Genomic DNA, 13,480 nt, shown 5'->3' with positions numbered 1-13,480 from the left:
ATTCAAGGGATAGGTAGTTAACACTACGCGCATTGTCTTCGGCTAGCTTCTGCTCTGTTGCCAGCAGGTTACCGGTACTTATTTCTGCCAAGGCACGGCCCATGGCCAAATACCAGCTACGCGGTGTCGCTGTAGTAGGTGTGTTTGCATAAGTTGTCGTTAAATGCTTTTCAACTGCCGCCTTAAACGCAGCCTTATCAAATTGTTGTGTCTGACCATTTTTTGACATGGTTCATCCCTCTCTATTTAAAAACTTGTTTATCAATTTATGAAAAACGAAATATAGCCAACAGCAGCGAGGCTATATATAACCTCGCTATTGTGACTTAAATATTATTCTGTGATTTAAAACATTAATTACTTAGTTGCATAATTAATGCTTAGTACGGAGTATTACAATCTCATTTTGGTCTAGATTAAACGTCGCAGCACCATTTGCAATAACCACCTCATCGCTACCTAGAACACTATTATATGTCCCGTTTGATAATCCTAAGTTAATTGTATTAACTGACGTTTGTGGACCAAGGTTCATCGCAACAACAACAACATCATCACCAGCATTACGTTCGTAAACTAATACATCATTACTTACCCAACGCTCAATATAATCACCTTGCTGAATCGCATAACTTTCTTTTCTGAGCTTACTCAATTTTTTAATAATTTGATAAGCAGGTGTCGTTGTATCAAAACTTGGCATCATTTCACGGTTAAATGGGTCATTCCCTTCCTGGCCAAAACCATTAACACTGAAGTTTGCCGCATAATGTTCAGTACCATAATAAATACAAGGGATACCACGTGATGTCATGATTAAAGCTAACCCCAGTTCAACACGATCTTGAGAGAACGGAATACTCTGACGGCCACCCCATTTATCTTGACCTGGGCCAAAATTAGTCGCATCTGAACGAAGCACTGTCGATAAACGTGGTGCATCATGGTTATCTAAAAATACCACTTGCCAATCACTTGAATTAAATTTCACATCTCTGATTTTCATGTAATTGTTGATTGCGTACATACCCGTGCCGTTTGCACGTAATAACGCATCTTCAATGGTATTTCTCAAACCAAAATCGAGCAGTGCAGAGCCGGATGTATTGGCAAAGTCAATTGATAGCGCATTGATGCCCGTTGCTGTTGCTCCTGCATCCATCCACTCACCGAAAAAGTAGAAGCCAGGTTTACCTTTTGATTTTGCATAACTGTTGAGCTCACTGGTCCAACGCTGAATAAACGACTTATCCATATGCTTAATGGCATCAATACGAATGGCATCAACACCCAGATCAATCCAGAACTTCGCACCCTGCACCAAATACTGATATGTATTTTCATTACTTTGGTCAAAATCAGATAAGTTAAATAAATTGTGGTTACGTACCTGATAGTAATCATCCCAGTTGGTTACGCCACCATTATGGTGATACCAATTCTGAGTATCCCCATCATAACTCGTTTGGAATACACCATTTCGATACAATGCACCGTACTCGTTCTCATCATTTGGATTGGAATGATTAGGTGCATAATCGAGCACCAGCTTCATACCATAGTCATCCATTTTCTGACTTAACGCGCGGAAATCATCAATTGTCCCTAAGTGCTCATCAATTTGGAAGAAATCACGTCCCCAGTAACCATGATAGCCAGCAGAGCCATCTTTATTTAATTGATCAACATTATTAACCGGTGGCGTAATCCAAATCGATGTAATTCCCATCTCTTTCAGATAATCTAATTTAGCCAGTAACCCTTTGATATCACCGCCAAAATATTTCTTATAATCTGACTTATCAGCTGAGTATGTTTGACTGTTATTACCCGTATTGTTTGATGAATCACCGTCATAAAATCTGTCTAAAAATACGAAATACATGGTTTCGTCGCGCATATCAAAAGGGAGTTTTTCATGCACAGTGACATTATTGGTATCATCATAAAAGTTAATTTCGTAGGTTTTATTACTATCTACTACGTAGTTCGCTAACGGGTAACTCTCAGACCAATCACCAAATCGATCAATTTTAAAACTCGGTGGATTATTTGCATCTCCAACATGGAACTGTTTAACAATCCGCCAATGATTAGGCTTCACCTTAACCATGGCTTCACTCTGCCAATTATTCGCCGTGCCACGAAAATATGCTTGATTCCAATCTGCAAATGCAGGCAAAGAGACAAGCAGTGCTGTAAATAGTACTAACTTATTTTTCATCATTATTCCTTATTTCAGTGGTATTAAACCAGATATATGATTTTTTATTTCAGTTACAACTAGCCAGCAGAGGTATAAATACCTCTACTAGTAGCGACTACTTAGTTGCCATGTTTACATTACAGAGTTATATTTTCTTCTGTCTCGGCGTCAAATACATGACAAAATGTGGAATCAAAATTAAACCTTATTCTTTTCCCTATATCCGAGGTAGTAATATTTTGATTACTTACGCGAGAAACTATTTCATTTTCACCAATCTTAAAATAAAGATATCGCTCGTTACCCAGGTTCTCAACAACAGTGAGTTCACCATCGTGTACGTTTATCATCTCATCGTCAGTCGCTAGACTAATATTTTCAGGCCGGATACCAAGCCATACCGCTTTGTCGATATAGTTCCGTAACTTTTCTTGCTTATCTTTAGGAATAATGATCTGTGCACCAGGCGCAAGTTCAACGTATATATCATCCCCCAGCTTACGCAACATGGTATGCACCAAATTCATCGCGGGAGAGCCAATGAATCCAGCTACAAACTTATTACTTGGGTAATTATACAAGTTAGAAGGAGTATCAACTTGCATAATATGGCCTTGATTCAGTACACAGATACGATCACCCAGCGTCAACGCTTCAGTCTGATCATGTGTAACATAAATCATTGTTGCGGGATTACCTTCCTCTTTCAGTGATTGGTGTAATTGGGCTATTTTCACGCGCATCGAAACGCGTAACTTTGCATCAAGATTAGACAACGGCTCATCAAACAAGAATACATCTGGCTTTCGCACTATCGCACGACCCACGGCAACCCGTTGCCGTTGTCCGCCAGACATTTCTTTCGGTTTTCGGTACAACAAATCGGTAATTTCTAACTTTTCAGCGGCTTCTTCAACACGTTGTTTGATCTCTTCTTTTGGTCTTTTTTGCATTTTCAAACCAAACGCCATGTTATCAAACACGGTTTTATGCGGGTACAAGGCATAGTTCTGGAATACCATTGCGATACCTCGATCTTTAGGGGGGAGATCGTTGACAACCCGATTACCAATATGTATTTCGCCCCCAGAAATACCTTCCAACCCCGCGATCATGCGCAGCGTCGTCGACTTTGCACAGCCTGACGGACCGACGAAAACCATAAATTCGCCGTCATTAATATCTAAATTGATCCCGTGTACGGCTCTAAATCCATTGTCATATTCTTTTTCTACTTTACGTAGGCTAACTGTTGCCATTTTATACTCCGTATACGGTTAATACCTTACTGGTATTTTATTAATTCACGGGTAACTTGAATATTTCCATCAATAATAACAATTACTTATAGCGTTGTTTTTATAATATTCTGATAAGTCGTATCCCACTCGCATAAAGGGATGCTCTATATACCCAAGTTACCTCTCGACCGAGGTACTCTTGAGGTAGCTTGGGTATACCGTAACGTTATTTTATTTACAGGCTTTCACGAGTGCCCGTACTGGTTTTTTATCTTTAGTGATCTCAATGCTCCATAAATATTTACCATCAGCTGGAATATTAACCGTCGTATTCTTAGCAAAGCCACCACGCTTTAATGCTTTTTCATGGCCAACGGTCATCGTCATTCCTGCTGTCGTAAACTGAGGGTTCCAGCTCATGGTGGCAAATTGCAAACTGACGTTACCCGCTTTCTCTTCACTTACAACTTGATAAATACCATTTCCTTTATACGACATCTCACGATTATCCATATGCATCCACTGACCATCAGGGAATGTCCCTACAACGTATAATGACGGACGAATAGGACCACGTTCTTCAACCGATGCTAAATGGCAGTCAGCAAACGGCCCTGTCGCCAGCGCGCTTTCTACGGGGGGAGTATCTGAAGTGCTTGCACAACCTATTAATGCTGAAGAAAATAAAACAGACAGAAGAAGTATACGTTTCATTATCGATTCCCTTAATATTAAGACATATTAATCGTTTAATTACATTATCAATGTCAGCAGGCCTATAGGCTAAATAGCCGAGCTATCAAACCTTTTCGGGAGGCTGTTTTTTTCTCAGGTTTATTTTTTGTCAATTTGTTCAACGTCGCCAAATTCTTATAGTAATCACGTGCATCTTTTGCCGGATAACCAAAAAGATCACTGTTGGCGGGAAATGAGTGGCTCACACCAGATTTCGCTTTTATGACGGAGTTTTTACCGATGGTAAGGTGGCCAGCCGTTCCGGCTTGGCCATGTACGATGACATTGTCTTCTAGTGTCGTATGCCCTGCAAAACCTGTTTGAGAAACTAACAAGCAATGCTTCCCGATTTTACAGTCATGACCAATTTGGACAAGGTTATCAATTTTTGTACCAAAACCAATGACCGTATCACCGAGTGTTCCGCGATCTATAGTATTATTACAACCGATTTCAACATCATCATGGATAATCACTCGACCGATACTTTCTACACGTTCATAACGAGTGCGCGTACCTGTCATATACTCAAAACTGTAATTACCAATTGAGTTGTTAGAATCAATCGTAACGTTATTACCAATAATCGTGCCTTCTTTTATTACCGTATTTGCGTGAATGGCGACATTATTGCCAATGACAACACCATTGAGAATTTTAACCCCAGGCATAAAATGGCACCCTTCACCAATGGTACAATGCTTACCAATGTATACATCGGGGATTTCTGACGTGTTTCCTTGATCGAAAAGCTGGTACTTCTGTACTTTATAGAAGCGCATTAGCTGATTCAGCTTATTCACATCTAATTTTTCAATCACTATTTTGGTTTTTGCTTGCGTATTAAGTATCGCTTTGGGTCCAATGATGACATCAGCCAAAGTTTCAGAAAGCCCTTTAAGATCAGCCTTTGCAAACACAATTGCTAGCCCTCCAGCTTCATCGCTCATGATTGGACGAATTTTCGATATTTCTATCGTCGCATCACCGATAATTTCTCCATCGACGATTTTGGCTATTTCTGAAACTTTGATCATCATGACTACTCTTCCATTTGTTCTGAGTAATGCTAACTAGAAACGATAAAGTGCCTGAACAAAGAATGTATTCTGTTCAACGACTTTCTCATCACCCTCTACCTGGGTAAACGTTTCGGTATCTTTTGCCCATTCATATTCGGCTTTTACGAGCCAATCATCCCCAACAGCCTGTTCATAGCCAAGCGTTGCTTTACGAATATCTTTAAAGAATTTTTCGTCTTTGGCCCATCCGTCAGTAAATTTCGTTTCGTTCTCACCCAAGCGAGTCCGTAGATACATAGTACCAGCATCATCAAAGGTATATTGAACAATTGGTTCGATATACTTTTCAGTGAAGTCACTCTTTTCATTGATGTTACCAGCACCATCTTTTGCTTTGTTATCTTTTATTTGATAGAAAAATTCAACACCTAATGACCAGTTACCGAGGTTCATGTAAGGTTTGAACAACGCACTATAACCTTCTTCTTCACGCGTTCCCCAGCTATTCTTATCTTCATCGTTATAGAGATATTCAAGATTCGAATAGAAACCCGCACCATACTCATTGTTCCAGTATGTTAGGTAAGGGCGCAGACTATGTTCTGCACTCGTTGTTCTTAAACCGCTAACACCACCACTCGTGACTATTTTACCTAGGCTATACTCGATATCATAAATTAACCCGGTACCCCAGCCATCACCCAACTGAAATCCTTTATTCAGCGAGAGTAAATGTTTGTACCCATCTTCGGTTTCAGCGTATGAACCATTTTTCTTTTCACGATTTTCAAGTTTCAGCGCATATAATGCCGTCACATTCCAAGTTGGATTGTTGTAGAAAACACTTAGCACCTCATGCGTCAATGTGCGTTCTGTCGACTCACTCCCCCCCCACTTTTTAAAATCCGTAATGGTTTTATCTTCATACTCAACAGAAGTACCGATATGCCCACCAAATTTCAAAGCATCATCAAAAAATGTATCTTCTGGTGTAAATCCTCGGTCATCAGCGGCAAAAGCCGCGCTACTAAGCACAACGGCGTTGGCTATTAGTACAGACAATAATGTTCTTTTCACAGTATTTCCTTATTAATCCGTATGGAGTTACTTTTGATCAAATTCGCTCATCAATTTAGTAGTTCACGGTGAACGCCTAATTATTGTTCTGCATTTGTTTTTATTTTGCTTCTCCTATAATTGATAAATGAGACAATGGTCACCTTTGGCTGTGATAATTATTGATCGCCGTCACATTTTCCTTAGTTTTCATTCAGCTATGGATCAGTTTAAGCCTATTTATTGCTACACATTATTATCACGTCAAGTATTACACCGCAAAACCTGAAATCCCCCTCACCCTCTAGCTTTAGTGACGAAGTTCACAAACATACGGGCCGTTTATTTAAATCCGATTGACTTATTTTTGTAGCAGCCTAACCTAGTAGTACCTAACGGACTACTAACTCAATAACAGGGTGTGGGTATGAAACTAAATCTCTTATTATCAGCAGTTATGGCCACAGCTCTAATAACAGGCGTGGCGAATGCAGCAGAAGAAATAAAACCGGAAAGCGGTGCAGAACTCCTTATCTGGACAGATGCAACGAGTGTCGACTACATGAAATACGCTGCTGAGTCATTCAATAAACAGTTTGGTTACGATGTTGACTTTACATTCCGCGGCCTCTCACCAATGGATGCGGCTTCACGTCTCATCCAAGATGGTGGGTCAGCGCGTGTCGCCGATGTGGCCGAAATTGAGCATGACCTTTTAGGCCGCTTAGTCGTCGCCGGAGGTGCCATGGAAAATCTGGTATCCAGCGACCGAATCAATAGCACGTTTATGAAAAATGCGGTGAATGCTTCAATCTCGGAAGGGAGCAGCTATGGTTTCCCCGTCAGCTTCGCCACCACGGCTCTTTTCTACAATAAGGATCTCTTACCTAAAGCACCGGAAAGTTTTGAAGAGCTTATTGAATTCTCACGAACGTTTAATAACACCAAAGAACACAAATATGCATTGTTGTGGGACATTCAAAATTACTATGAATCACGCATGTTCGTTACCTTGTATGGCGCCTACGAATTTGGAAACAACGGCACAGATGCTAAAGATATTGGTATCAATTCAGAGAGTGCTCAAAAAGGCTTAGAAGCCATGAAAGCACTACGCACTGCCAATAACTCCAACCCAATTGATATGCGTAATCCGCAAGTACGTCGCGGGTTATTTAACGAAGGGAAAGTTGCTGCGATTATTGATGGCCCTTGGGCGATTCAAGGATTCCAAGACTCTGGTATCAACTTTGGTGTCGTTCCTATGCCGAAACTGAATGGCCATCAGCCCAGAACGTTCTCTACTGTTCGCCTGGCCGTGGTCTCTTCTTATACGCAATACCCCAAAGCGGCTCAACTCTTTGCAGATTACTTAACAACGGAACCCATGCTCACCAAACGTTACCAGATGACCAAATCGATCCCTCCAATTCAATCAGTGATGGACGATATTGCTGCCGATGCTGACGAAGCAACCTACGCAATCATCAATCAAGGTGTCTATTCAGATGCGATGCCTTCCATCCCCGAAATGGGCTTTATCTGGTCTCCGATGGCCAGTGCCATTACTGCATTCTGGGTCAATGATAAACCTGCCAAGTCTGTACTAGACCGAGCTCGTAATATCATTGAAGAACAAATTGAACTACAAGAGTAAAGAGGACTTATGTTACTAACAGAGACTAAGCCGGCACTCCGTGTGCCCACTTCCCTCCTCATCATGGGAAGTACTCAACTCTTAAATGGTCACCGACTCAAAGGCTGTGTTTTTTTAGCCATACAGTTAATGACATTGATTGTATTTCCAGATTTACTGGCCTCATTGAAAGGGTTGATCTCGCTGGGTGAAATCGCTCAAGTGCGTAAGGGCTTTACGATTATCCAAGGTGATAATTCCGTATTTATGTTAGTCGAAGGGGTTATTGCTCTACTCTACAGCTTTCTTTTTATCTGCTTATATCTGGCCAATGTTAAAGAAGCTTTGCACTCGACAAAAGTAAAGCTAACGCTGCGTGAGCAATTGAAAGAGATTTACGATAAAAAATTCGCCTTTATCATGCTATCGCCTGCGTTTATTGCCAGTATCGCCTTCATTATCCTACCGATCGTGATTACGGTACTGGTGTCATTCACCAACTATTCAGCCCCCCATCATATTCCACCACGGAACTTAGTCGATTGGGTCGGTTTTAAAAATTTCATCTCGCTATTTGAGTTGAAAATTTGGTCTAGCACTTTCTTTGGCGTTGCTTCTTGGACGGTGGCGTGGGCTTTTTTAGCGACGGTCTGCACCTGCGGCTTTGGTTTTTTATTGGCGTTAGCACTACAAAATAGAAATATTAAAGCCAAGAAAGCATGGCGTTTTGTCTTCATTCTGCCTTATGCAATACCCGCATTTGTCACCTTGCTCATGTTCCGACTGCTACTCAATGGAATTGGCCCCGTCAATGCCACGCTCAATGCTTGGGGCTTCGATTCCATCGCTTTTCTTTCGGATCCATTTACCGCCAAGATCACGGTGATAGCGGTCAGTGTCTGGGTTGGAGCACCGTATTTCATGTTATTGATCGCGGGTGCATTAACGAATATTCCTGCGGATCTTTATGAGGCTAGCGAAGTTGATGGGGCAAGTAAGTTTCAGCAATTTTGGGAAATCACACTTCCCATGGTTCTCCATCAAGTGGCGCCATCACTGGTTATGACGTTTGCACATAATTTTAATAACTTTGGCGCCATTTTCTTATTGACCGAAGGGGGGCCAATCAACCCTGAATACCGCTTTGCTGGCCACACAGACATTTTGATCACGTGGATTTATAAACTGACTCTGGACTTCCAGCAATATCAAATAGCGTCGGTAATCTCAATTATCATCTTTTTGTTCTTGTCAGGTATTGCTATCTGGCAATTCCGCCGCATGAAATCATTTAAAGATGATGTAGGTATGTAATTATGGAAAAATTCATTGGAAAAATAGGTACTGTTATCGTTTACCTGTTCCTAACGGCAAACGCATTATTAGTACTTGGCCCTGTTATTTGGACCGTGCTTGCCTCATTCAAAACAGGTAATAATCTGTTCAGCTCATCATTTACCGGTATTGAGTTCACGCTTGATCACTACCGTGCACTGTTTAGCGATACACCGTATTTAAGGTGGTATAAAAATACATTCATTCTCTCGACGGCAAACATGATTATCTCATTGGTTATCGTCACACTGTCTGCGTTTGTTTTTTCACGCTATCGCTTTAAAGCTAAACGCAACATCATGATGAGTATTTTAGTATTACAGATGTTCCCAGCATTCCTTTCGATGACGGCTATCTACATCTTACTCTCAAAAATGAATCTGATTGATACTTATACCGGTTTGCTGCTGGTATACGTTACTGGATCGCTCCCCTTCATGATTTGGTTAGTGAAAGGCTATTTTGATGCCATACCAACATCATTGGATGAAGCGGCAAAAATTGATGGCGCAGGACACCTGACCATTTTCTTTGAGATCATTTTACCGCTAGCCAAACCGATTCTTGTTTTTGTTGGCCTGGTTTCTTTCACCGCACCGTGGATGGACTTCATTCTTCCCACGCTTATCTTACGCAGTGAAGAAAAAATGACCCTTGCGATTGGTATTTTTAGCTGGATTTCATCGAATTCAGCCGGGAATTTCACGCTGTTTGCTGCGGGCTCATTATTGGTTGCGGTGCCCATTACTCTGCTTTTTGTTGCCACACAAAAACACATTACTACCGGGCTCGTCAGCGGCGCCGTAAAAGAATAAACACAGGATTGCAATATGATCACAAAAAGCGCGCTAATACACTCCGCCAAGAGTGCAGATAGCTATGCCTACAACAATGAAACACTGCATATTCGTTTACGTAGTGCGAAAGGCGAAATAGAACGAGTTTCGCTATGGATCGGTGACCCATACCACTGGGCTGAAGGCGGTTTAGATGGCGGAAATTTAGGGGGCAGCGATGCTCATGGCTGGATTGGTGGTAACGAAGTGGCAATGACACTCGAAGGCGAAACCGAGTACCATGATCACTGGTTTGCTGCATTTCAACCGCCTAAACGACGTAGCCGTTATGGTTTCATTTTATACGGTAAAGATGGTGAAAAAATCCTCTTTGGTGAAAAGCGTATTGTCGATATTTCCGATCCTGAATGTGCCGAAATAGAATTAAGTAACCTCAGTAACTTTTTCTGTTTCCCATACATCAACCCTCGCGATGTACTGCAGACACCAAACTGGGTAAAGGACACTATTTGGTACCAAATTTTCCCAGAGCGCTTTGCTAATGGCCGTGCTGACATATCGCCGCATAACGTGCAGCCTTGGGGGACCCCACCGGAGTCAAACAACTTCATGGGGGGGGATTTATGGGGCGTTATTAATAAACTGGATTACTTACAAGACCTTGGTGTGAATGGGTTGTACCTATGCCCGATATTCACGGCAAATGCCAACCACAAATACGATACCGTGGATTATTACAACGTCGATCCTCACTTTGGCGGAAACGACGCATTCAAGGCGCTGGTTAAAGAAGCGCATCGCCGTGGCATGAAAGTTATGCTCGATGCGGTGTTTAATCATATTGGCTCACAGTCGCCACTATGGTTAGATGTCGTCAAAAATGGCGCTGATTCTCAATACGCGGACTGGTTTTGGATTAATCAATTTCCCGTCTATCCCAACACGCCGAAAGAAGAATGGGACTTCTGGAACTTACACTATGAAACGTTCGGTAACGTCGTCGAAATGCCTAAGCTCAACACTGAAAATGAGCAGTGCCGTGCTTACCTATTAGACGTCGCCCGTTACTGGGTGGAAGAGTTTGACATCGATGGCTGGCGCTTAGATGTCGCCAATGAGGTAGACCATGCTTTCTGGCGTGATTTCCGAAAGGTAGTAAAAAGCGTGAAGCCTGATTGCTACATTTTAGGCGAAATTTGGCATGAAGGTATGCCATGGCTACGCGGCGATCAGTACGATTCCTTAATGAACTACCCGTTAACGCAGGCCATTACGGATTACTTTGCATTGTCAGCGTTCAACAAACAAAACTTCATGAATGCGGTAAGCGCGTCATACATGGCATACCCAAGAAATGTCAATGAAGCGATGTTTAATTTACTGGAAAGCCATGACACCACACGCATTATATCGTTATGTCAGGGCGACAAACGTAAAGCAAAATTGGCGTATTTGTTCATGTTTACCCAAGTCGGCGCGCCGTGCATCTACTATGGCGGTGAAATCGGTATGGATGGTCGACGAGGTATGGGCAGTGAGGCCAATCGCAAGTGCATGATCTGGGATCAGAACGAGCAAGATCTGGAGTTCAAAGCCTTCACCCAATCACTGATCACGCTTCGCAAAGCGAATCCTGACTTCAATCAACCCTGCATTGAGTGGATCGACTTAGATGATAACGACTGTATCGCTTACCGCCGTGGAAATTATCTATTCGTTCTTAATAACAGTGAACAAGAAAAGATGATTGCCCTAAGTGATCAGATTCAGTCAATACCAGCCTATGGTTACATTATTGAACAACGCTAGTGAGCCAGAATATTGCACTGATGAAGAGAGCTGAATAACACTGGTAATTCACGTCATACCTAGCACCTCTTGTGATAAAGAGGTGCTTCGCACAAAACAGATAATCCGCACTTAATCGCAACAAAAAATTACAACAATCATTGACGCTCGTAGTCGCGGGAGTGGTACCCTTAAGGAGGGAAATGTTGAACAGTTTCAGAGGACAACCCGTGTCAGAGCTAGTGACTAAATTGATGGATTTTGGCTTTACCAAAACCGATGCACTTGTATATATTAACTTGCTAAAAAATGGCCGCGCCAGCGGCTATAAGATAGCAAAAGACATTGCGATCTCGCGCTCTTCAGTCTATTCATCAATAGATAACTTATACACCAATGGCTATATCTTTATGTCCGATGGTGACACCAAAGAGTACGAAGCCAAATCACCTGATTTGATTTTTAGTCAAATCAAGAAAAAGACAGTAGAGAATATTGATATTCTCAAAACAGAACTGTCGAAGATGATGCTGCAAGAAGAAAAAGAGTTCGTCTATAACGTCACGGGCTTTGATAATCTGCTACAAAAAGCCAAGGAAATCATAAACCAAGCAAACCTAGAGATCTATCTCAACACGGATTTCAACCTTGAGTTATTTGCCAAAGAGTTGTGTGACGCCGCTGAACGAGGGGTACGTATTATTGGCTTTTCATTTAACAAAATGGCAAGTCCACACGAGAAAATCGAGCTTTATTCACGTTCAGAAAACACTGAAACCGAATACCCATCACACCGTTTCATGTGCGTGGTAGACATGAAACTTGCATTGATGTTTTCACACCGTGATGAGACATTAGGGATTTATTCGAACAATCGCCTTATCGTAAAAATGATCGCTGAACATATCCACAGTGATATTTACCTTACTGAATATGAACGTATAGCACCTGAACAACGCGTGCATGTAAATACCATTCACGAGCAGCATAACTCAATGGTACAAGATGATCTAAAGCACACGAACCATTAGCAATAATACAGCTTTTATCGCTAAACGCATCAGACACATTTTCATCGCGTGAGCATATCACTCACGCGGTGAACAAATGACCATAATCTACAGCATTGAAACGACAACCATTTTGAAAGCAAAAAAGCCCACACCGAGGTGTGGGCTTTTTATTGAAATTCTTGGAGCGTACTACGGGAATCGAACCCGTATCATCAGCTTGGAAGGCTGAGGTAATAGCCATTATACGAAGTACGCTTTGATACCAATTCAACTAAAACAGCGTTTGCGTTGAACTGAATTAATAATGTCAGATTAACAAAAAAATGGAAGCCTTGGTTTTTATAGTGTGACATGTATCACATTTACAGAACTTAAGCGTTTAATAAACAATCAAATATAATAAAGCCAGCATGTTAACGCTGGCTTCCTTCATTGTGGCAACCTGTTTTATTTCGCAGGATAGTCGCCCTGCTCACCTTTAAGTGGCTTACCACTGATTTGCCAATGCTCACCAGGATCATAGGCCTCATCGCAAATATCGAGTGAAAAACCCATATCCACAATTTCTTTTAATGTCAGGTTATCGGCCAACTTTGCGACTTCACCCGATTTATTCCGTAATTCCATACCCGCCACCTCACTGTCAAGAAA

The 13,480-nt window shown here is 41.7% G+C and carries 12 protein-coding genes and 1 tRNA gene; 5 read left to right on the top strand and 8 right to left on the bottom strand.

What is annotated here, in order from left to right; translation table 11 throughout:
- From L4D12_RS23455 to L4D12_RS23430, 6 genes are all read right to left on the bottom strand, one after another.
- Positions 1 to 229 (bottom strand): hypothetical protein (locus L4D12_RS23455; RefSeq protein WP_428450244.1); only part of this gene is annotated, 229 nt, incomplete at its 3' end.
- Between the two features lie 144 nt (positions 230 to 373).
- Positions 374 to 2,224, bottom strand: coding sequence for an alpha-amylase family glycosyl hydrolase (locus tag L4D12_RS23450; RefSeq protein ID WP_428450250.1), 1,851 nt, complete (start codon positions 2,222 to 2,224; stop codon positions 374 to 376).
- A 119-nt stretch (positions 2,225 to 2,343) separates the two neighbouring features.
- Complete coding sequence (locus tag L4D12_RS23445; protein WP_428450243.1) at positions 2,344 to 3,465, bottom strand: ABC transporter ATP-binding protein; 1,122 nt, start codon at positions 3,463 to 3,465, stop codon at positions 2,344 to 2,346.
- Positions 3,466 to 3,678: 213 nt separating this feature from the next.
- On the bottom strand, positions 3,679 to 4,161 hold the full coding sequence (locus L4D12_RS23440; protein ID WP_428450242.1) for a glycosidase: 483 nt from the start codon (positions 4,159 to 4,161) through the stop codon (positions 3,679 to 3,681).
- Between the two features lie 62 nt (positions 4,162 to 4,223).
- The gene (locus L4D12_RS23435; RefSeq protein WP_428450249.1) at positions 4,224 to 5,219 is read right to left on the bottom strand and encodes a UDP-3-O-(3-hydroxymyristoyl)glucosamine N-acyltransferase; all 996 of its coding nucleotides are present in this window, start codon (positions 5,217 to 5,219) and stop codon (positions 4,224 to 4,226) included.
- 36 nt (positions 5,220 to 5,255) lie between these two features.
- Positions 5,256 to 6,281 (bottom strand): porin, encoded by a 1,026-nt coding sequence (locus L4D12_RS23430; RefSeq protein WP_428450241.1) that lies wholly within the window; start codon positions 6,279 to 6,281, stop codon positions 5,256 to 5,258.
- Between the two features lie 436 nt (positions 6,282 to 6,717).
- On the opposite strand from L4D12_RS23430, the gene L4D12_RS23425 reads away from it, so the two are divergent.
- The 5 genes from L4D12_RS23425 (at position 6,718) to L4D12_RS23405 (ending at position 12,847) form a co-directional block, all read left to right on the top strand.
- Positions 6,718 to 7,917 (top strand): sugar ABC transporter substrate-binding protein, encoded by a 1,200-nt coding sequence (locus L4D12_RS23425; RefSeq protein ID WP_428450248.1) that lies wholly within the window; start codon positions 6,718 to 6,720, stop codon positions 7,915 to 7,917.
- Positions 7,918 to 7,926: 9 nt separating this feature from the next.
- Positions 7,927 to 9,210, top strand: coding sequence for a carbohydrate ABC transporter permease (locus L4D12_RS23420; RefSeq protein ID WP_428450240.1), 1,284 nt, complete (start codon positions 7,927 to 7,929; stop codon positions 9,208 to 9,210).
- Between the two features lie 2 nt (positions 9,211 to 9,212).
- Positions 9,213 to 10,046 (top strand): sugar ABC transporter permease, encoded by an 834-nt coding sequence (locus L4D12_RS23415; RefSeq protein WP_428450239.1) that lies wholly within the window; start codon positions 9,213 to 9,215, stop codon positions 10,044 to 10,046.
- 15 nt (positions 10,047 to 10,061) lie between these two features.
- Positions 10,062 to 11,837 (top strand): glycoside hydrolase family 13 protein, encoded by a 1,776-nt coding sequence (locus tag L4D12_RS23410; protein WP_428450238.1) that lies wholly within the window; start codon positions 10,062 to 10,064, stop codon positions 11,835 to 11,837.
- A gap of 209 nt (positions 11,838 to 12,046) precedes the next feature.
- Complete coding sequence (locus L4D12_RS23405; protein ID WP_428450247.1) at positions 12,047 to 12,847, top strand: TrmB family transcriptional regulator; 801 nt, start codon at positions 12,047 to 12,049, stop codon at positions 12,845 to 12,847.
- 162 nt (positions 12,848 to 13,009) lie between these two features.
- Here L4D12_RS23405 and L4D12_RS23400 read toward each other — a convergent pair.
- Both L4D12_RS23400 and L4D12_RS23395 read right to left on the bottom strand, forming a co-directional pair.
- A tRNA-Gly gene (locus L4D12_RS23400) sits at positions 13,010 to 13,084 on the bottom strand.
- Between the two features lie 192 nt (positions 13,085 to 13,276).
- The gene (locus tag L4D12_RS23395) at positions 13,277 to 13,456 is read right to left on the bottom strand and encodes a hypothetical protein (protein ID WP_428450246.1); all 180 of its coding nucleotides are present in this window, start codon (positions 13,454 to 13,456) and stop codon (positions 13,277 to 13,279) included.
- Positions 13,457 to 13,480: the final 24 nt, after the last annotated feature.

It is taken from the genome of Photobacterium nomapromontoriensis (assembly GCF_050336815.1).
GTDB classification, from domain to species: domain Bacteria; phylum Pseudomonadota; class Gammaproteobacteria; order Enterobacterales; family Vibrionaceae; genus Photobacterium; species Photobacterium nomapromontoriensis.
Note: the sequence above shows the minus strand (reverse complement) of the source record. Positions and strands in the feature narration are given on the sequence as shown.

Excerpts from the sequence above, each read along its gene's own strand:
- L4D12_RS23450 (WP_428450250.1), bottom strand. The coding sequence starts at position 2,224 with ATGAAAAATAAGTTAGTACTATTTACAGCACTGCTTGTCTCTTTGCCT.
- L4D12_RS23445 (WP_428450243.1), bottom strand. The coding sequence starts at position 3,465 with ATGGCAACAGTTAGCCTACGTAAAGTAGAAAAAGAATATGACAATGGA.
- L4D12_RS23440 (WP_428450242.1), bottom strand. The coding sequence starts at position 4,161 with ATGAAACGTATACTTCTTCTGTCTGTTTTATTTTCTTCAGCATTAATA.
- L4D12_RS23435 (WP_428450249.1), bottom strand. The coding sequence starts at position 5,219 with ATGATCAAAGTTTCAGAAATAGCCAAAATCGTCGATGGAGAAATTATC.
- L4D12_RS23425 (WP_428450248.1), top strand. The coding sequence starts at position 6,718 with ATGGCCACAGCTCTAATAACAGGCGTGGCGAATGCAGCAGAAGAAATA.
- L4D12_RS23420 (WP_428450240.1), top strand. The coding sequence starts at position 7,927 with ATGTTACTAACAGAGACTAAGCCGGCACTCCGTGTGCCCACTTCCCTC.
- L4D12_RS23415 (WP_428450239.1), top strand. The coding sequence starts at position 9,213 with ATGGAAAAATTCATTGGAAAAATAGGTACTGTTATCGTTTACCTGTTC.
- L4D12_RS23410 (WP_428450238.1), top strand. The coding sequence starts at position 10,062 with ATGATCACAAAAAGCGCGCTAATACACTCCGCCAAGAGTGCAGATAGC.
- L4D12_RS23395 (WP_428450246.1), bottom strand. The coding sequence starts at position 13,456 with ATGGAATTACGGAATAAATCGGGTGAAGTCGCAAAGTTGGCCGATAAC.